Source organism: Micromonospora sp. SD19 (assembly GCF_054462275.1).
This window is the reverse complement of record NZ_JBTLMN010000002.1, coordinates 663,407-682,666: the sequence shown is the minus strand read 5'-3', so window position 1 is coordinate 682,666 and position 19,260 is coordinate 663,407. Positions and strand designations below refer to the sequence as shown.

The 19,260-nt window shown below is 72.5% G+C and carries 18 protein-coding genes; 15 read left to right on the top strand and 3 right to left on the bottom strand.

The genetic code is table 11. The features are described 5' to 3' along the window. Nucleotides 1-67: 67 nt before the first annotated feature. Nucleotides 68-1,438, bottom strand: coding sequence for a serine/threonine-protein kinase (locus ACX27O_RS10325; RefSeq protein ID WP_081884236.1), 1,371 nt, complete (start codon nucleotides 1,436-1,438; stop codon nucleotides 68-70). Between the two features lie 537 nt (nucleotides 1,439-1,975). Here ACX27O_RS10325 and ACX27O_RS10320 point away from each other — a divergent pair. From ACX27O_RS10320 to ACX27O_RS10275, 10 genes are all read left to right on the top strand, one after another. Then, the gene (locus ACX27O_RS10320; RefSeq protein WP_210861090.1) at nucleotides 1,976-2,605 is read left to right on the top strand and encodes an RNA polymerase sigma factor; all 630 of its coding nucleotides are present in this window, start codon (nucleotides 1,976-1,978) and stop codon (nucleotides 2,603-2,605) included. A gap of 16 nt (nucleotides 2,606-2,621) precedes the next feature. After that, nucleotides 2,622-3,440, top strand: a complete 819-nt coding sequence (locus tag ACX27O_RS10315; protein WP_458939338.1) for a hypothetical protein — start codon at nucleotides 2,622-2,624, stop codon at nucleotides 3,438-3,440. Between the two features lie 155 nt (nucleotides 3,441-3,595). Next, nucleotides 3,596-4,831, top strand: a complete 1,236-nt coding sequence (egtA, locus tag ACX27O_RS10310; protein ID WP_210865862.1) for an ergothioneine biosynthesis glutamate--cysteine ligase EgtA — start codon at nucleotides 3,596-3,598, stop codon at nucleotides 4,829-4,831. An 80-nt stretch (nucleotides 4,832-4,911) separates the two neighbouring features. Then, a complete protein-coding gene (gene egtB / locus ACX27O_RS10305) occupies nucleotides 4,912-6,258 on the top strand; it encodes an ergothioneine biosynthesis protein EgtB (RefSeq protein ID WP_458939471.1) in 1,347 nt (448 codons plus the stop codon). A gap of 43 nt (nucleotides 6,259-6,301) precedes the next feature. After that, on the top strand, nucleotides 6,302-7,078 hold the full coding sequence (gene egtC / locus ACX27O_RS10300; protein ID WP_210865861.1) for an ergothioneine biosynthesis protein EgtC: 777 nt from the start codon (nucleotides 6,302-6,304) through the stop codon (nucleotides 7,076-7,078). Between the two features lie 20 nt (nucleotides 7,079-7,098). After that, entirely contained in the window at nucleotides 7,099-8,064 is a 966-nt protein-coding gene (egtD, locus tag ACX27O_RS10295) for an L-histidine N(alpha)-methyltransferase (RefSeq protein ID WP_458939337.1), read from the top strand. A gap of 217 nt (nucleotides 8,065-8,281) precedes the next feature. After that, on the top strand, nucleotides 8,282-8,869 hold the full coding sequence (locus tag ACX27O_RS10290; protein ID WP_030338044.1) for a TMEM165/GDT1 family protein: 588 nt from the start codon (nucleotides 8,282-8,284) through the stop codon (nucleotides 8,867-8,869). Nucleotides 8,870-8,908: 39 nt separating this feature from the next. Continuing rightward, nucleotides 8,909-9,271 carry a DUF1622 domain-containing protein gene (locus tag ACX27O_RS10285; protein ID WP_051708909.1) on the top strand — a complete coding sequence of 121 codons (363 nt, stop codon included), beginning with the start codon at nucleotides 8,909-8,911 and terminating at the stop codon, nucleotides 9,269-9,271. Continuing rightward, on the top strand, nucleotides 9,268-9,591 hold the full coding sequence (locus tag ACX27O_RS10280) for a hypothetical protein (protein WP_156058029.1): 324 nt from the start codon (nucleotides 9,268-9,270) through the stop codon (nucleotides 9,589-9,591). Before ACX27O_RS10285 ends, ACX27O_RS10280 begins: the two co-directional genes overlap by 4 nt. Nucleotides 9,592-9,595: 4 nt before the next feature. Then, entirely contained in the window at nucleotides 9,596-9,793 is a 198-nt protein-coding gene (locus ACX27O_RS10275) for a hypothetical protein (RefSeq protein WP_030338041.1), read from the top strand. Nucleotides 9,794-9,871: 78 nt separating this feature from the next. Here ACX27O_RS10275 and nhaA read toward each other — a convergent pair whose 3' ends face one another. After that, the gene (gene nhaA / locus ACX27O_RS10270; protein WP_030338040.1) at nucleotides 9,872-11,230 is read right to left on the bottom strand and encodes a Na+/H+ antiporter NhaA; all 1,359 of its coding nucleotides are present in this window, start codon (nucleotides 11,228-11,230) and stop codon (nucleotides 9,872-9,874) included. 338 nt (nucleotides 11,231-11,568) lie between these two features. Between nhaA and ACX27O_RS10265 the strand changes: the two genes are divergently transcribed. Further along, nucleotides 11,569-13,032: a tyrosine-protein kinase domain-containing protein gene (locus tag ACX27O_RS10265; protein ID WP_030338039.1), complete on the top strand. Its 1,464-nt coding sequence runs from the start codon at nucleotides 11,569-11,571 to the stop codon at nucleotides 13,030-13,032. Here the strand turns inward: ACX27O_RS10265 and ACX27O_RS10260 are convergent. Beyond that, a complete protein-coding gene (locus ACX27O_RS10260) occupies nucleotides 13,013-13,567 on the bottom strand; it encodes an arsenate reductase/protein-tyrosine-phosphatase family protein (protein WP_030338038.1) in 555 nt (184 codons plus the stop codon). The two genes, ACX27O_RS10265 and ACX27O_RS10260, sit on opposite strands and share 20 nt — an antisense overlap. Before the next feature lie 168 nt (nucleotides 13,568-13,735). Between ACX27O_RS10260 and ACX27O_RS10255 the strand changes: the two genes are divergently transcribed. From ACX27O_RS10255 to ACX27O_RS10240, 4 genes are all read left to right on the top strand, one after another. Further along, entirely contained in the window at nucleotides 13,736-14,983 is a 1,248-nt protein-coding gene (locus ACX27O_RS10255; RefSeq protein WP_458939336.1) for a glycosyltransferase family 4 protein, read from the top strand. 104 nt (nucleotides 14,984-15,087) lie between these two features. After that, entirely contained in the window at nucleotides 15,088-16,866 is a 1,779-nt protein-coding gene (locus ACX27O_RS10250; RefSeq protein ID WP_309140851.1) for a DUF4012 domain-containing protein, read from the top strand. Between the two features lie 13 nt (nucleotides 16,867-16,879). Then, nucleotides 16,880-17,509 (top strand): hypothetical protein, encoded by a 630-nt coding sequence (locus tag ACX27O_RS10245; protein WP_030338035.1) that lies wholly within the window; start codon nucleotides 16,880-16,882, stop codon nucleotides 17,507-17,509. Between the two features lie 1,071 nt (nucleotides 17,510-18,580). Further along, nucleotides 18,581-19,144, top strand: a complete 564-nt coding sequence (locus tag ACX27O_RS10240) for a hypothetical protein (RefSeq protein ID WP_458939335.1) — start codon at nucleotides 18,581-18,583, stop codon at nucleotides 19,142-19,144. Nucleotides 19,145-19,260 lie beyond the last annotated feature (116 nt).

Here is a 19,260-nt window from a genome sequence, read left to right as displayed (position 1 = left end):
GGTGACGTAAGTCCGTTTTGGGGATATGGGTGCCGGTGGGACTGTGGGGACGTCGACGGCGCGTGGCTCAGCCGCCGGCCGGCACCTCCGGATCGGCCGGCGCGCTCGTGGTCGTGGGCGGCGTGGTCGGCGGCGTCGGATCGGTCGGTGGCAGGCTGGTCGGTGGTGCGCTGGTCGGTGGTGCGCTGGTGACGACCGCCGTCGGCGTCGGCGAAGTGGCGGTCTGGCTCGGCTCCAGGCTCGGCGTGGCCGAGACCGAAACCGACGGCGGGTTGTTGGGTGCCCGCGTGCGGTCGGGCCGGCCTGGGTCGACGCTGGTGATCTGTTCGTTGGCCGCGGGCAGGTCCACGGGACCGCTCGGCGCGACCGTCGGCGCGGTGGTCGGCAGATGGACCGCCGGATCCTCGCCCGCGTGGCGCTGCGCGGCCAGTGCCGCGCCGAGCCCGACCAGCGCGACGAGCATGGCCGCGGCCGCACCGACCAGCGGGCCCCGCCGGCGCGCCGCCCGTGACCCGTTCGCCACCGCCGCGCCCACCGGCACGTCGGTGCGGGTGCCCGGCCCGGCGTTGCGCAGCGCGACAGGGGTGGCCATCGCCGTCGGTGGCTCGCCGTCGGTGACCGCCGTCCGAGCGGCCTCGGCCATCGCCGCGCCGCTGGTGAACCGCTCCAGCGGATCCTTGGCCAGGGCCCGCGACACCAGGGCGCGGACCGCCTCCGGGATGTCGTGCGGCAGCTCCGGCGGCTCGTCGTCCAGGTGTCGGACGGCGACCTGCAGGGGGTTGTCGCCGGTGAACGGCGGACTGCCGGTGAGGCAGCAGTAGGTGACCGCGCCCAGGGCGTAGATGTCGGTGGCGCCGCTGACCGGCCGACCGGCCGCCTGCTCGGGAGCCATGTAGAGGGCGGTGCCCGGCACCGCGTTGGTGCTGGTGATGCTGGTGATGTCGGTGGAGCGGGCCACGCCGAAGTCGACCAGGACGACGGTGCCGTCCTCCTGCACCAGCAGGTTGCTGGGCTTGACGTCGCGGTGCACGATGCCGCCGCGATGGGCCGCGTTGAGCGCTGCCGCCGCCTGGGCCACGATCGACATCGTCTCGGCCACGTCGAGCCGCCCGGCCGCCTCGATCCGCTTGGACAGGGGCTCACCGGCGACGAACTCCATGACGAGGTAGTCCGCCCGGCCGCCGTCGGGCAGGTCGTCCGCGCCGCAGTCGAAGACCTGCACGATGCCGGGGTGCCGCAGCGCCGCCATGATCCGGGCCTCGGCGCGGAACCGGGCGATGAAGTCCGGGTCGGAGACCAGCGCGGGGAGCAGAACCTTGACCGCGACCTGTCGGCCGAGGATCAGGTCGGAGGCACGCCAAACGTCGCCCATGCCGCCCGTGGCGACACGTTCGTCCAAGCGGTAGCGACCGCTGAGCACGACCTCCGATGACAACACCGCCTTACCGTACCTAGCGCGGCTCGGGCCGGCGCGCCGTGGCAGGGCCGCCGTGCGGCTGGTTCAGGTTGGCTGATTCGCTGTGACCTGTGTGGACGCTCACCCTTGGTGACGCAGCGGATATGCGGTGTCACGAAAAGCGACAAATTCCGTCGTTCAAGCCCTCAGCGGTGGCAAGAAACCGCCTCCGAACGCGGTTCGTGTTCCCTGCTCACCGGCCGTTACCGCGACGCGCCGCCCGGCAGGGCTGAGAATTGTCACTCTTCCGTGACACGACGCCGACTTGTCGCGTCGTGGGCCCCCTCCTAGCGTTAGCCCCGGCTCGGGCCCTCCCGGCTACCTCGGCGGGCAGCGCGCCGATCGACCCCCTGGCGTCGGCCCCAAACACGCCGCCCCGACAATCGTGGTCGCGGGCACAACGAGAGCGGCGGAGGGCGGTGCGGGCGTGGTGTTGAACGGGCGGACGACTCGTACCCCGTGCCGTGCCCCGGTGCCGTTGGTCGGGCGGGGCCGCCCCGGGCGATACGTGGGCCGCGGATGACCGACGATCTGTCGGAGGTGGTGAGCGCCGCGCAGGCCGGAGACGAAGAGGCGTTCCGCTTCCTCTACCGCAGCCTCCAGCCCGGGCTGCTGCGGTACCTGACCGCCATCGTCGGGGCCGACGCCGAGGACGTCGCCTCCGAGACGTGGCTGCAGGTCTCCCGTGACCTGCCCGGCTTCACCGGGGGTGAGTTCCGGGCCTGGACGGTCACCATCGCCCGTAACCGCGCCATGGATCATCTCCGCCGGATGCGCCGCCGCCCCTCGCTCCCGGTCCCGGTGCAGTCGCTCGTCGATCTGGCCAGCGACGCGGACACCGCCGAGCGAGCCAGCGAGACGATCGGTACCGAGACCGCGCTCGCGCTGATCGCCACCCTGCCGCCCCGGGAGGCCGAAGCGGTCCTGTTGCGGGCCGTGATCGGCCTGGACGCGGGATCCGCCGGCCGGGTGCTGGGCCGCCGCGCCGGTGCCGTACGCACCGCCGCTCACCGGGGTCTACGACGGCTGGCGGTGCTGTTGGAGCGGCAGAGCCCGACCGGGTCGCCGGTCGCGAGCGAGGGGACGCCGCCGCGTGCGGGCAGCGGCCCCGCCCGGCGGGCACCGCAGGCCGAACCGGCGGACGGCTGACGTGAGGGGACTCCCGATGAACCCGTTCCGGCGGGCCGACCACGCCGACGCCGAGCGGCTGCTCGACGCGGCCCGCGCCCGGCTGGCCACCGCGCCGGCCCAGCGTCACGCCGCCACGCCCGCGGACGCGACCGCGCCGGAGGCGTACGCCACCGGCCCGAACGTGCCCCCGGCCGAGCCGGTGGCCGCGTTGCTCGCCGCTGCTGCCGGGCCGGTCCGTGCGGGCGAGCTGGCCGGGGAGGAGGCCGCGCTGGCCGCGTTCCGGGCCGCCCGGGCCAACCCGGCCTCAGTCGCGCCGCAGCCGACCCGTCGTCGTCGGATCCGGACCGGCGTGGTGGCCTGGATCGGCGCGGTGGCCGCCACCGCCACCGCGGGGGCCGCCTTCGCCGCGGTCACCCGGGACCGGGCACCGGACCCCGTCGCGCCGGCCCCGTCGGGCTCGTCACCGTCGCCGCAGCCGGGCACGTCCCGGTCGGCCGAGTCCGGTCGGTCGGTGGCCCCGGGTGTCCCGTCGCCGGGCACGTCGTCGTCCGTCACCGCCACGCCATCGGCCAGTCCCGCCCTCGCCAACCAGCTGCCCGGACTGTGCCGTGCGTGGCGGGCCAAGAAGCCCGACCAGCGGGAGAGGGCACTGCGCTCGCCGGCCTTCCACCCGTTGGTGACCGCCGCGGGCGGCCCCGCCGACGTCGAGGCGTACTGCCAGCGCCTGGTGCCGGAGACGAAGCCGTCCGAGTCGGCGAAGGTCACCCCGTCCGAGTCGGCGAAGAGCAAGCCGTCCCCGGCGGCGAAAGCCCCACCGTCACCACCGCGGCCAGGCCATCCCACCGACGGCTGAACGGTAGGCGGCCGAGACGGTTTGGTTCCGCCCTGCGCCGGAAATTCGTCTGTTAGACAGAGATTGGCGGCACGCACACCCACCGACGGTGTCGGTGGGTGGGTTTACGGTGGCGCGAAGTCCCGAAACCGGCACACGGAGAGGGGGTCCGACCCGTGGTGACGTCACCCGACCTGGACCGCAGCATCATCCTGCGCGATTCCGCAGCCGCGGTCCGACACCTCGTCCGGATCTGTTTCAAGACCGGGCCGCCCACCCACACCGGCGTCGAACTGGAATGGACCGTGCACGACGCCGCCGATCCCGCCCGCCCCGTCGACGCGACGCGGCTGCGGACGGCGTTGGGGCGGCACACCCCCACCACGCTGGATGCCGGCAGCCCGGCCGAGCCGCTGCGAAACGGCGGCACCGTCACCCTGGAGCCGGGTGGCCAGTTGGAGATCTCCACCCCGCCCCGCCCCTCGGTCGCCGCGCTGATCAGCGCCACCGAGGCCGATATCGCCCAGGTCACCGACCTGCTGGCCGCCGCCGGGCTGATCCTGGGCCGCAGCGGCATCGATCCCCACCGACGGCCCCGCCCGGTGGTGGAAACCCCCCGCTACCGCGCGATGCGCGACACCTTCGACCGTCGTGGCCCGGCCGGCCGCACGATGATGTACAGCACCGCCGGCCTGCAGGTCTGCCTCGACGCCGGTGAGGCGGACCAGGTCGGTGACCGCTGGGCAGCGGCCCACGCGGTCGGGCCGCCACTGCTCGCGGCGTTCGCCTCCGCCGCCCGACACGCCGGGCGGCGCACCGGTTGGGCGTCCGCCCGGATGGCCGCCTGGCTGGCCATCGACCCGGCCCGGACCCGCCCGGTCTGGTCACCCGCCGGCGCCGCTGACGATCCGATCGACGCCTGGGTCAGCTATGTGCTCGCCGCGCCGCTGCTGTGCCTGCGCCGGCGTGACGCCGACTGGGCCGCGCCGCCCGGCGTGACGTTCGCCGACTGGCTCGACGGCGCGTTGCCGCAGTCGCCCACCACCGATGACCTCGACTACCACGTCAGCACGCTCTTCCCGCCGGTGCGGCCGCGCGGCTACCTGGAGTTGCGCTACCTGGACGCCCAGCCCGACCGGGACTGGCGGCTGCCGTTGGCGGTGCTGACCGCCCTGTTCGACGACCCGGGCACCGTGCGCGAGGCGTCCGCGATCGCCATGCCGGTGGCGCACCGCTGGTCGGCGGCCGCCCGGCACGGTCTGGCCGACCCGGCGCTGGCCGCCGTCGCGGCGGCCCTGCTCGACCTGGCCCTGACCGCCCTACCCCGACTGGAGCTGCCGGCCAGCACCCACGACGAGATCCAACAAGGGGTACGCCGACGGCTGGCCGCCGCAGAGAGGAGAGACCAGTGAGCGCGAGGAGTGAGCCGGGGTTGCGAGCCTCGCAGTCGCGAACGGAGGGCGGCTCGGTGAGCGCGAGGAGTGAGCCGGGGTTGCGAGCCTCGCAGTCGCGAACGGAGGGCGGTGTTCACGGGGAGCGGTTGCGCGACCGCATCGCGGCGGAGTTGGCGCGGGCGCGTGCCCGTACCACCTTGTTGACCGAGGTGGTCGACGACGGCGACCTGATGCACCAGCACTCACCGCTGATGTCGCCGCTGGTCTGGGACCTGGCCCACGTGGGTAACCAGGAGGAGCTCTGGTTGGTCCGGGACGTCGGGGGCCGGGAGCCGGTCCGGTGTGACATCGACGAGTTGTACGACGCGTTCAAGCAGCCACGTCGGGACCGCCCCGCGTTGCCCCTGTTGCCGCCCGCGGAGGCGCGCGCCTATCTGGCCACCGTTCGGGACAAGGTGCACGACCTGCTCGACGCGGTGGCCTTCACCGAGCGGCCGCTGGTCGCCGACGGCTTCGCGTTCGGCATGATCGTGCAGCACGAGCAGCAGCACGACGAGACCATGCTCGCCACCCACCAGCTGCGTTCGGGGCCGGCGGTGCTGCACGCTCCGCCGCCGCCGGAGCCGTCGGCGCGGGTCGGCGGGGAGGTGCTGGTGCCGGCCGGTGAGTTCATCATGGGCACCGACACTGATCCGTGGGCGTTGGACAACGAGCGCCCGGCGCACCGGGTGGACCTCCCGGCGTACGCCATCGACGCCGCGCCGGTGACCAACGGCCAGTACGCGGCCTTCATCGCCGACGGCGGCTACACCGAGCGGCGTTGGTGGAGCCCGGCGGGTTGGGAGCATCGGGTTCGCGAGCAGCTCAGCGCGCCGATGCACTGGCGCCGCGACGGTGACGACTGGTCGTACCGGCGCTTCGGTCGGTGGGATCGGGTTCGCGCCGATGAGCCGGTGGTGCATGTGTGCTGGTACGAGGCGCAGGCGTACGCGGCGTGGGCCGGCAAGCGGTTGCCGACCGAGGCGGAGTGGGAGAAGGCCGCCCGGTGGGATCCGGCGACCGGGCGGTCCCGTCGTTACCCCTGGGGGGACGACGACCCGACCCAGGTGCACGCCAACCTCGACCAGCGTCATCTGTGGCCGGCGCCGGTGGGCGCGTACCCGGCGGGTGCGTCGCCGTTGGGTGTGCACCAACTCATCGGCGATGTGTGGGAGTGGACCTCGACGACGTTCGACGGGCACCCGGGGTTCACCGCGTTTCCGTACCGCGAGTACTCGGAGGTCTTCTTCGGCGACGACTACCGGGTGTTGCGCGGTGGCTCGTTCGGCACCGACCGCTCTGCCTGTCGGGGCACCTTCCGCAACTGGGACTATCCGATCCGCCGGCAGATCTTCAGCGGTTTCCGCTGCGCCCGGGACGTGCGACCGGACGAGTCGTACCGGTGAGTGGCCGCACGACCGGTGGCCCGGCGGCGGGCCGTGGGCGCTGATGTGCCGCCACCTGGCCTACCTGGGGCCGCCGGTGACCCTCGCCGAGCTGTTGTTCGAGCCGCCGTACTCGTTGGTGCGGCAGTCCTGGGCGCCGCGCGACATGCGCGGCGGCGGCACGATCAACGCCGACGGGTTCGGTGTCGGCTGGTATCCGGGTGAGGGTGAGCCGGTGCGGTACCGGCGGGCGCAGCCGATCTGGAGCGACCCGACCATCGCGCAGCTGGCCGCGGTGACGCGCAGCGGCGCGGTGCTGGCGGCGGTGCGCTCGGCCACGGTGGGGATGGCGGTGCTCGACGGCGCGGCGGCGCCGTTCGCCGAGGGGCGCTGGCTGTTCAGCCACAACGGTGTGGTCCGCGGCTGGCCGGACAGCGTGGTGCCGCTCGCCACCGGTCTGCCGGTGCGTGACCTGCTCACCCTGGACGCGGCCACCGACTCGGCGCTGCTCTGGGCGTTGGTGCGGCATCGGTTGCGCGCCGGCGTCGACCCGGTCGAGGCGGTCGGGCGGACGGTGACCGACGTCGCCGCCGCCGCTGCCGGGTCGCGGCTCAACCTGCTGCTCACCGACGGGCACCGGGTGGTGGCCAGCGTGGCGGGGCACGCGTTGTCGGTCCGCGAGTCGCCGGGTTCGGTGCTGCTCGCCTCGGAGCCGCATGACGACGATCCCGGGTGGCGGCCGGTGCCGGAGGGGCACCTCGTCGTCGCCACCGCGGGCGAGGTGCGGGTACGTCCACTGCCGGCTGCGGTGCGCCGCGCCGGGCACACACGCAACGGTTGATCGAGCAGAGGAGCGAACCGATGACAGCCGAACCCCTGGAGATCTACCTGGAAGAGGGTGACCTGGAGCGCGGCCTGCGTGACGACGTTCGGGCCGGGCTGAGCGCCGGGAGGAAGTGGCTGCCGCCGAAGTGGTTCTACGACGCGCGGGGGAGCGAGCTGTTCGAGGAGATCACCCGACTTCCGGAGTACTACCCGACCCGGGCCGAGCGGGCGGTGCTGGCCGCGCACGCTGCCGACATCGCGGCGCTGACCGGGGCGAAGACGCTCATCGAGTTGGGTTCCGGTTCGTCGGAGAAGACCCGGCTGCTGTTGGACGCGTTCACCCGCCAGGGTGGGCTGGGCACGTTCGTTCCGCTGGACGTGTCGGTCAGTGCCCTGCGCGGGTCCACCGCCGAGATCGCCGCCGACTATCCCCGCCTGCGGGTCCGGGGCATCGTCGGGGACTTCACCCGGCAACTGGACCGGCTGCCCACCGGCGGTCGGCGGTTGGTGGTGTTCCTCGGCGGCACCATCGGCAACCTGTTGCCCGCCGAGCGGGCCGAGTTCCTCACGGCGATGCGCGCGGCGCTGGAGGTCGGCGACTGGCTGTTGCTCGGTACGGACCTGGTGAAGGACCCGTCGGTGATCGTGCCGGCGTACGACGACGCCGCCGGGGTCACCGCCGAGTTCAACCGCAACGTGCTGCACGTGATCAACCGCGAGTTGGGCGCCGACTTCGACCCGGGCGCGTTCGAGCACGTCGCGGTCTGGGATTCCGACAATGAGTGGATCGAGATGCGGTTGCGGGCGACCCGGCCGATGAGCGTGCGGGTGCTGGGGCTGACCGTCGACTTCGCGGCGGGGGAGGAGCTGCGGACCGAGGTCTCGGCGAAGTTCCGCCGGGAGGGGATCGCCGCCGAGTTGACCGCGGCCGGCTTCGGCACGGCGGAGTTCTGGACCGACCCGGACGCGCTCTTCGGCGTCACGCTGGCGCGGGCGCGGTGAGCCTGTTCACCCGACCCGGTCGGGCCGGAGGGTGATCCGCTAGGCTGACCACGCGAAGGGGAGTAGCCCCCAATGTCGTGGTCGACATACTGGTGCGTTCTGCATCCGGCCACGCGGCCCCGGTTCTCCCGGGGCGGGCGAGACCTTCGACTCAGGCTGTTGCAGCCGGGTCGAGGGCGCCCCTGTACCTCCTCCCGGCGTGAACGGGAAGGACGTCATGGAGGGATTCTTCGCCGCGCTGGTCGTCAGCTTCGGCGTCATCTTCGTCGCCGAGCTGGGGGACAAGTCCCAGCTGATGGCGCTGACCTTCGCCACGCGGTTCAAACCGATCCCGGTGCTGATCGGCATCACGGTGGCGACAGCTGTGGTGCACCTGGCGTCGGTCGCCATCGGCGCGGGTCTCGGGGCGGTGCTGCCCACCGAGTGGATCTCCCTGGTGGCCGGCGTGGCGTTCCTCGGGTTCGGTGCGTGGACGCTACGCGGGGACAAGCTCACCGAGGAGGAGAAGCGCAAGGCCGAGAAGACCAACAAGACCGCGCTGGTGGCGGTGTCGGTGGCGTTCTTCCTCGCCGAGCTGGGCGACAAGACGATGCTGGCCACGATCACGCTCGCCACCAAGTACGGCTGGTTCGGTGTCTGGCTCGGCTCGACGATCGGCATGGTGGCCGCGGACGCGCTGGCCATCCTGGTCGGCCGGATGCTCGGTCGGCGGCTGCCGGAGAAGACCATCAAGTACGGCGCCGCGATCCTCTTCGCCATCTCCGGTCTCTGGCTGATCCTGGAGGCGGTGAACGAGCTGACCTGAGCGCCGACTAGCTGCCCCGTGGGCGGGTAACGGCCCGGGGTGGACCCGGCCGAGTTGTTGCGCCAGGGCGACCAGGTGCTGGTTGCGGTGGTGGAGGTGGCCGGCGCGCTGGTGATCTTCGTTGGCGCGGTGTGGGCGGCGGTGCGGTTCGTGGTCGAGGGGCTGCGACACCGCACCGCCGCCCGCTTCACGCCGATCCGACTCTCGCTGGGTCGGTTTCTGACCCTCGGCCTGGAGTTCCAGCTGGCGGCCGACGTGCTGCGCACGGCGGTGTCCCCGTCGTTCGCGCAGATCGGCCAACTGGCCGCGATCGCGACGATCCGAACGGCGTTGAACTACTTCCTGGGCCGGGAGATCCGCCAGGAGCAGCGTCAGGTGGCTGAGGGCGAGCAGCGGCGGTGACGGGCGTCCTGGTCACAGCGGTCACCGCGCTGGCGCTGGTCGCTGGCGTGGTCACCGCGCTCAGCGCCCGCGCGCTGCGCAGCGGCGTGCGCGTCCTGCTGGACCTGCTCACCGCGGCCGGCCTGCTGCGGCTCGCCGGTGATCCGGGTTGGAACGGGCTGGCCGGCGCGGTGGCGATCATCGCCCTGCGTCAGCTGCTCGGGGCGGCGCTGAGCAGGCCAGCACCGTGGTCCGGCCGACAATCCCCGGCCCGCTGCGCCGACGACGATCACCACCTACCGTTGGCGTCGACAGGTGAAATCGGTAAATCGGGAGGATGACCAGATGGGTCGGCACGACGAACCGAACGAGTACGGCTTCGCCGGCGGTGCCACCGCTCCGGAGCCGCAGCCCGGCGGGAAGCCCGACGAGCAGGACCGCGCCGAGGCGGTGGCGGTGCCGGGCGACGACCTCACCGGGCCGACCGCCGAAGCGTTGGCCGAGGAGACCGAGGACCTGCCCCCCGCCGACCGTCGCCACTGAGCGCCGGCCCCGGGCCGCCGGCGCGGCGACGAGCCCATGCTCGTCAGGCCGCGCCGTGCGCACCCCGGGGCGGGCGGTTCAGTGGGCGTCGGGGTGCTGGTAGACGTCGGGTACGCCATCCCCGTCGGCGTCCATCCGCTCGCGTTGCGCCACCCTCCGGTACGTCGCGTTGCGGCGGCTGAGCACCGTGGCGGCCAGCCCGGCGGAGATCACCGAGCCGAGCAGTACGGCGACCTTGACCCGGTCGTCGGCGGTGCTGCCCGCCCCGAAGGCCAGGTCGCCGATGAGCAGCGAGACGGTGAACCCGACGCCGGCCAGCAGGGCGATCCCGAGCAGGTCGGTCCAGGTGATGTCCTCGTCGAGTTCGGCGCGGGTGAACCGGGCCAGCAGGTACGTCGACCCGAAGATGCCGATGCTCTTGCCGAACACCAGCCCGGCGACGATGGCGATCACGATCGGGTCGCGCAACAGGGCACCCAGGTCGGTGCCGCGCACTGTGACACCGGCGGCGAACAGGGCGAAGATCGGCACCGCGAGGCCGGCCGACACCGGCCGCCAGCGATGCTCCAGGCGCGCGGCGAGGCCACCCTGGTCCGCTCCCGCGTCGGCGGTGGCCGGCTGGCCGCCGCCGCGCGGTCGGCGGGCGAGCACCGGGACGGTGAAGCCGAGCAGGACGCCGGCCACCGTGGCGTGCACGCCCGAGGCGTGCATCAGGGTCCAGGCGGCGACCGCGAGGGGGATCAGTGCCCACCACCAGGTACGCCCCCGCTGCACCAGCACCGCGAAGAGCGCGATCGGCGCCAACGCGGCGAGCAGCGCGAGAGGTTGGAAGTCGGCGGTGTAGAAGATCGCGATGATGGTGATCGCGAACAGGTCGTCGACCACCGCGAGGGTGAGCAGGAATGCGCGCAGGCCCTGCGGCAGATGTGAGCTGACCACGGCGAGCACGGCGAGCGCGAAAGCGATGTCGGTGGCGGTCGGAATGGCCCATCCGCGCAGGCCGTCGCCGCCCGCGCTCAGCACCACCGCCACGTAGATCAGCGCCGGCAGCAGCATTCCGCCGAGTGCGGCCGCCACCGGCAGCGCGGCCCGGCGCGGGTCGCGCAGTTCCCCGGCGACGAACTCCCGTTTGAGTTCCAGGCCCACCACGAAGAAGAAGATGGCCAGCAGGCCGTCCGCCGCCCAGGTGGCCACGTCCAGGTCGAGGTGCCAGGGGGCGCCCGGCCAGGGCACGGCATGGCTGAGCCGGGTGTACGAGTCGGACCACGGGGAGTTGGCCCAGATCAGCGCGAGCACGGCGCCGGCCAGCAGCAGCGCGCCACCGACGGTTTCGGTGCGGAGCACGTCGGCCAGGTGCCGGGCCTCCGGCCAGGACGACCGGGAGAACAGCCGGGTCTTCGGCGGGCGTGGCCCCGATGGCGGGGTGTGGGAGGTCATCTGCGGGCTCACCTAGGGGAGTCGGGACGGCAAAAATCCACTCGCCGACCAGGCTTCCCGGCACACCGTTGTCAACCCTATCCGGCGCCTCGGGCGGGGCGACGGCCGGGCCGAACGGCTGCCGTCCGATCGGCCCGGCGACTTTTTCCCGGTTGTCGCCGCTGCCGAATGGGTGTTTGTCGGGTTGGTCAAGCGGGCGCGCATCACGTCACCGGAAAATGCATAACTCCGGACATAAGGCGTATGAGCCGCTTTAATGGTTTCACGAGTTTAGAGACGACCTTGGGGGTTTTCGTGAAGTTCTTTGGCGTAACCGGACCGACACGGAGGCGCTCCTGATGGACCTGCTCCGCCAATTGCGCCACGTGCGTCGGCACTGGTGGGTCGCACTGGTCACGGTCATGGTGGCCCTCGGCGTCTCGGCGTTCGTGACCGTACGGGCCCAACCCCGGTACGTCGCCTCGGTGACCTTCTTCGTCACGACCCCCAACTCGGGCGTCACCGACGCCTACCAGGGCGGGCTCTTCCTGCAACAGCGCGTCAAGTCGTACGCCGACCTGCTCAGCAGCGACCGGCTGGCGCAGAGCGTGGTGGCCGAAACTCCGGTCGGCCTCACCGCCGACGAGGTGCAGCGCCGGGTGAGCACCTCCACCGAGACCGGCACCGTCCTGCTGCGGGCATCGGTCACCGACACCGACCAGACCCGCGCGTTGCGGGTGACGGAGAGCCTCGCCAGCAAGTTCGTCGAACTCGTCCAGAAGGTCGAGACGACGCCGGAGGGCAAGGCACCCATCAAGATCGAGGTGGTGAGTGGCCCGCGGGTCAGCGCCAACCCCGTCTCGCCGCAACCGGTGCGCAACCTCACCCTCGGTGGTCTGATCGGCCTGATCCTCGGCATCGGCCTGGCGATCCTGCGCGGCGTCGCCGACGTCCGACTGCGCGACGCCGCCGGACTGCAACGCGCCACCGGCAGCCCGCTGCTCGGTGAGATCCCGTTCGAGGCCAACGCCCGCAGCGCCCCGCTCATCGTGGGCGACGCCGCGACCTCGGCGCGGGCCGAGGCGGTCCGCAAGCTGCGCACCAACCTGCGTTTCGTGGACGTCCACGAGCCGGCCCGGGTCATCGCGGTGACCAGCGCCCTGCAGGGCGAGGGCAAGACCACGCTCTCCTGCAACCTGGCCATCGCGCTGGCCGAGGCGGGCTGGCGGGTGCTGCTGGTCGACGCGGATCTGCGCCGACCGAAGGTCGACGACTACCTGGGCCTCGACGCCGGCGTCGGCCTCACCGACGTGCTGGTGGGCGACGTGAAGGTGGGCGACGTCGTGCAGCGCTGGGGAGACAAGTCGCTGTTGGTGCTGCCCAGCGGGTCCGCCCCGCCGAACCCGAGCGAGCTGCTCGGCTCGAAGGCCATGTCGGACCTGCTGCTGGCGCTGCGCGAGTCGGCGGACATCGTGATCATCGACACCGCGCCGCTGCTCGCCGTGACCGACGGCGTGGTGGTGGCCGTGCAGGCCGATGGCGCGCTGTTGGTGACCCAGCAGGGCCGTACCTCACGCACCCAGGTCGCCGCGGCGGCCCGGTCACTGCACTCGGTTTCGGTCCGGCTGCTCGGCTGTGTGCTGAACATGGCCAAGGTGGCCAAGGCTGAGGCTTACCAGTACGAGGCCTACCGGGTGGTCGCCTCGGCGACCGGAGCCTCGGTGCCGGCCGACCGGGCCGCGTCCGGCCGGCACAGCGAGACCATCACCGGGGTCAACGGCGTCGCCGACCACACCCAGGAACTCACCCGGCTGCCCCGATGAGCGCGGCGAGGGGTCGCAGCGACCGTTCGATCTCCTCGGCGCAGAGTCGGAAGTCGGCGGCGGTGCCGCCGATCGGGTCCCGAAGGTCGTCCGCGTCCGGGGCGGCCGGTTGCAGCCGGCCCCGGGCCTGGGCGGCGGCGGCGATCGCCGCCCGCAGCGGGTCGTCGGCCGACCCGGCGGGCGGCTCGGCCGCGGCGGCCAGCCGTCCGAACTGGCGCAGCGTGAACGTCCGGTGCAGCGCTCCCGGCGCCAACGCGGTGCAGACCGAGCGTTGGCGCCGGGTCGCGGTCAGCACGAGCGTCGCGTCGACCAGGTACTCGGGGCGCAGCACCCGGGTCCGGAACGCCGCCGGGTCCGCGCCGCTCTCGGTCGCGACCTCCATGGCGTACGGGTGCATGGCCAACCCGTCGATCGCGTCGGTGCCGGCGCTGGCCACCTCGACGGGTCGGTCGGTCAGCAGCCGACGGGCCAGGTACTCGGCCATTGGCGACCGGCACAGGTTGGCGTGGCAGACGAACAACACGCGATCAGGCATCGGTGCCCCTCTCATCGGTGCGGACGCGGGCGCGCACACCGCGAGGGCGGTGCGTCGACGTCGGTGGCCGCGCAAGGAGGGGTTGTCGGCATCGTACGCGGGCCGCACGCCCACCGGCTGTGCTGCCGCGCCGGCCGACGTCGATCCGCCGCGGACGGGGGTGAACCGGTGAAGATCGGCATCCTGTCGTACCACTTTCCGCCCGAGCCGGCGTTCATCCCTGGGAGCCTCGCCGAGGAGTTGGCCGCGCGGGGGCACGAGGTACGGGTCCTGACCGGCTTTCCGGACTACCCCGGCGGGCACGTCTATCCGGGCTGGCGGCAGCGGTGGTACCACGAGACGCACAGCCAACGGCTCAGTGTCCGACGGGTGCCCCGCTACCCAGGGGGCGCCGCGTCGGTCGGGGGCCGGATGGCCAGCTACCTCTCCTTCGCCGGCAGCGCGGGCCTGGTCGCCCGCCGGTTCCTCGGCGACATCGACGCGCTCTACGTCTTCCAGCTGCCGGCGACGACGTTCGCCGCCGCCGGGGTGCTCCGGTTGCTGGGCCGGGTGCCGGCGGTGCTGCACGTGCAGGACGTCTGGGCTCGCGACGGCGTCGACGAGCGGGGCGAGGGGCGCTGGGCGGCGCGGCTGGGCGCCACGATGACCCGGGTCTACCGGACCGCGGCGCGCATCGCGGTCGCCGCGCCGTCGATGCGGGACCTGGTGGTCGCCGCCGGCGCCGACCCGGACCGGGTCCGGATGGTGCTGAACTGGACCGACGAGCGGATCTTCCATCCGGCGACGCCCGGCGCGGCGGCCCGCCAACTGGTCCGCCGCGACGGTCGGTGCGTGGTGATGCACGCCGGGACCATCGGGGCGCGGCAGGGGTTGGAAACGGCGGTCCGGGCGGCCGCGGCGCTGGACCGGACGATGGATCTGGTCCTGGTCGGTTCGGGTGCGCAGGAGCGGCGGGTGCGGGGGCTCGCCGCCGAGCTGGGTGCGGAGAACGTGCGCTTCCTGGAGCGGCGCTCGCCGGTCGACATGCCCGAGCTGTACGCCGCCGCCGACTACCAGCTGGTCATGTTGCGTGACCTTCCGGAGCTGCGCGGCACCGTGCCCGGCAAGCTCCAGGCCGCGCTCTCCTGTGCCGCGCCGGTGATCGCGTCGGCCGGTGGGGACACCGCCGAGCTGGTCGAGCGGGCGCGGGCCGGGTTGTCCTGCCCGCCGGAGGACTGGGCGGCGCTGGCCGACCGGTTCTGGTTGGCCGCCACCATTCCGCCGCCGACCCGTACCGAGATGGGGCGTCGAGGGCGGGCCGCGTACCTGCGGGAGATGGCGCTGCCCGCCGGCGTGGACCAGATCGAACGGCTGTTGCACGAGGCGGCCGGGCGGGTCGCGCCCAGCCAGCCGGTAAGTGCGAAGAATACTCATTAAAAGGGCAACAACCGTGATAAGGGTACGAAATTCCCTAAGGCGTGCTAAGAACGTCAGGGAATCGACCTTCTGTCCGGTTCCGTGAACAGGAGTGTGGTGTGACGGTGAGCGATCGACCGACCCGGCGACGGAGCCGGTCCCGGCGTCGTCGGCGTGCCCGACTGCGCCGGGCCCTTCTCGGCGTCCTGGTAGTCGGCTCGCTGCTGCTGGCGACCGGCGGATGGATCGGCTTCCGCGGTTGGCAGGCGCGCGCCCACCTGCTCAACGCCGCCGGACTGGCCCGGGAGCTGAGCGCCCAGGTGGTCGGTGGGGACAGTGCCCGGGCGCTGCGGACCCTCGCCGCGCTCCAGGAGCAGGCCGGTGCGGCCCGCGCCGCGACCACCGACCCGAGCTGGCAACTCGGCCGCCGTACGCCGATCGCCGGCGACGACCTCGACGCCGTCCGCCGGATCGCCATCGCCATCGACGACCTGGCCCGGCAGGCGTTCCCGACCCTGCTCCGCACGGACCTGACCAGCCTGGTGCCGACCGGCGGCCGGCTGGACCTGGCCCGGCTCACCACCGTTTCCGCCGAGCTGACCCGGGTGAACGAGTCGGTGCAGCGGACCCGCCGGGATCTGGCCGCGGTGCCCGCCGACCGGCTGGTCAGCCAGATTCGGCAGGCGCTGACCGACCTGCGTGACGAGATCGGCCGGCTGGCCAGCCTCACCACGGCCGCCGACCAGGGAGCCCGTCTGTTGCCGCCGCTGCTCGGCGCGAACGGCCCTCGTCGCTACCTGCTCGTCTCGCAGAACCTCGCCGAACTCCGCGCGACCGGCGGCATGTTCGGCGCGTACGCGATGATCGAGGCCGAGAACGGCGCAGTGAAGATGGGCAAGCAGGGCAGTAGCGCCTCGCTCGGTCGGTTCGTCCCGGCGTTGAAGGTGCCCACCGAAACCCGCGCCCTCTGGACCGACCTGCCCGGCATCTACCCCGCCGACGTCAACCTGTCTCCGCACTTCCCGACCGCCGCCACGCTGTACCGCGAGATGTTCCGCCGCAAGACCGGCACCACAGTCGACGGCGTGCTCGCCGTCGACCCGGTGGTGCTGTCCTATCTGCTCAAGGCGACCGGCCCGGTGCTCGTGCCCGGTGGTGTGCCGCTCGCCAGCGAGAAGGTCGTGCAGACGCTGCTCAACGACAGCTACCAGCGGCTGGACCTGAAACAGCAGGACGAGTTCTTCGCGGCGTCGGCGGCAGCGGTCTTCGACGCCTTTTTCAAGAAGAATGTCAACCCGAAGGTGTTGTTGTCCGCATTTGACCGTGCTATCACGGAACGCCGGATATTGTTCTGGAGTGCCCGACCTGAGGAGCAGCGGACATTCGGCGACAGCCGGATGGCCGGAACGCTCCCGGAGCAGGACACCGTGCCAACTGTCGGCGTGTTCCTCAACGACGGCAGCGGCGCGAAGCTCGGCTACTACCTGCGGCCGACGGCGAACCTGACGGTCGGCGAATGCCGGCCCGACGGCCGCCGCGAGCTCCGGCTGCGGGTGACCCTCCGCTCGACGGCGCCGAAGTCCGGACTCACCGAGTCGGTCCTCGGCCTCGGCCTGGCAGGCGATCCGTACACCGCACGCACGTTGGTGTCGATCTTCAGCCCGGCCGGTGGAGCGGTGCTCGAGGCCCGGCTCGACGGGGTCGAGACGGCACTTGGCAGCGGCACCGAACGCCGCCGCCAGGTGGCGACGGCCAGCGTGGACGTCGGCCCCGGTGCCGAACGGGCGCTGGAGGTCACCGTGCTGACCGCCAAGACCGGCGTCGGGCAGGCCGAGCTGTGGCTGACCCCCACCGCCAGCCCCTGGACCACCCAAGTTCATTCCGCACCAAGCTGTGACCAGTAGGAGGGAACCAATCATGCGGCTATCCCGCATCATCATGGCGCTCACGGTCGGCCTGGCCGTGGTGGCCGTGCCGACGGCAGCGGGGGCGGCACAGCCGCAGCCGACGCCCAGCGCGACCACTGACCCGCCCCAGCCGCCGCCGTACCCGCCGGCAGCCGCTTCGCTGACCGTCAACCGGCCGACGATCTTCCTCGGCGAGACGGTGTTGTTGACCGGCACCGGCTTCGGCCCGAACGAGACGGTCGACATCTCCGTGACGGTGACCCCGCTGGCCGCACCGGCCGGCGGTCAGGCTCCGGCTCGCCGGAGCGACGGCAGCACCGTGGCCATGACCCCGGTGGCGTACCAGGCGAGCGCGCCCCTGAACTTCACGGCGTTCACCAACGCCCAGGGTCGCTTCACCAAGAGCTACAAGCCGTCGGTGACAGGTCTGCTGACCTTCACCGCCACCGGTCGGGAGTCCGGCCGGACCGCCAGCACCGAGCTGCGGGTGTTGCACAAGAAGCAGCCGCTGCCCGTCACGGGTGACAGCCTCGGCACACCCATGAAGCTCGGCGGCGGCCTGGTCGGCGCCGGAGCGGTCATGCTCCTGCTGACCCTGGCCTGGCGTCGCCGCCAGCGCTTCGGTGGTGCGGCGCACTGATCAACCCCACCGGGCTGCGCCCGGATTGCACGGAAGCTGGCGCCCGTCGGAACACTCCGACGGGCGCCAGCCCGTCCAGAAAGACCCCGCCACCTGGTACGGCTCCCGACCTCCGCGTTGTCCGGCGCGACTCCCGACCTCGGCCTCGTCTGGTGCGGGTCGTGCCCTCGGCCGGGTCTGGCACGGGTCGTGCCCTCGGCTGGGTCTGGCACGGGTCGTGCCCTCGGCTGGGTCTGGCACGGGTCGTGCCCTCGGCCTGGTCTGGTGCGGGTTGTGATCTCGGCCTGGTCTGGTGCGGGTTGTGATCTCGGCCTGGTCTGGTGCGGGTTGTGACCTCTGCGCCGCCAGGTACGGCTCCCGGCGAGACGGGAGGCGGTCCGCCGGGGAGGCGCTGATGATGGCGTTCTGCCCCAAGGGTCGGCGTGTCCGCTTTGCACCAGGCCGACCGTGCCGCCCGGCTCGCCGGCGGGTCGTTCCCGATGGTCACCGCCGCCGACGTTGATGCCGTCGTCCGATGCATGATCGGCTCGGGTTTCATGAAGTCGGGGTGTCCCGGCGTCCCGGATGCCCCGGTTTCCGGGAACCCGAGTGGATCACGGGCGTGCGGGCCGGTTCGGCGCCGTGGGGCCGTGGTTGTGTGGGTGGTGTGTCGGGTTGTGGGTGTTTGTGGGTGGTGGCCGTGGGCACCCGTAGGCGGGAATCGTGGCCGGGCCGGGGTCGTTACACACCCTGACGATCGCAGCACCACCTCCCGCCGCCCGGTCTTCACGGGCGCGGGATCTGAGGTCCGGCAGGGTGGAATGCCCCCCGCCACCCGGTCGTTGTGATCCCCACGATCGACCGCAGGCATCGCCTCCACCTGGGTGCCGACGGGATGGGCCACCCCCGGAATGACCCCGGCCCCCCGGTCGTTACACCTGGACCCCGGCGCCACGAGCCCCCCGCTCGCAGGCCGCCGACCCCTCAGACTTTCCCGGTTTGTTTGTGCAGCGCCGGACGAGGTGCTCACACCCCGCCGCCGTTCCCCCCTTTGGCGGTTCGGGTGTTCCTACCCCCGAAGGAGCTACCCCCATGAACACGATCTTCCGTAAGAGCATGCTGTCCGTTGCTGGTCTCGCGTTCGCCGGTGGTGTGTTCGCCGGCCCGATCGCCGCCCACGCCAACCCGGTAGTGGACGCCAAGCCCGCCGCCGCAGCGGTGGCGGTGCAGGCGGCGAAGCCGCAGGGCGAGCAGTCGCACATCACCCTCAACGACGAGCAGACGGCCAACGTCAAGGCGATCATCGCCGCGACGAAGAAGGCCGGCCTGCCTGAGCGCGCCGCGGTGATCTCGATCGCGACGAGCCTGCAGGAGTCGAAGCTGGAGAACCTGGGTCACCTGGGCGATATGAACGATCATGACTCGCTGGGCCTGTTCCAGCAGCGCCCGTCCAGTGGTTGGGGTACCCCGGAGCAGATCACCGACCCCGAGTACTCCACGACCGCGTTCCTCAAGGGCCTCAAGCAGGTTGACGGGTGGCAGGACATGCCGCTGACCGTGGCCGCGCAGACGGTGCAGGTGTCGGCGTACCCGGACGCCTACGCCCAGTGGGAGCAGCAGGCCACCGACCTCGTCGCCCAGCACTGGAACAGCTGACCCGCACCACCGCACGACCGAACAGCAACACCACCGCACCACCGCACCACCGCACCACCGCACGACTCTGACCGCTGGCCGGCACCCGCAACCCGGGGTGCCGGCCAGCGGCGTAC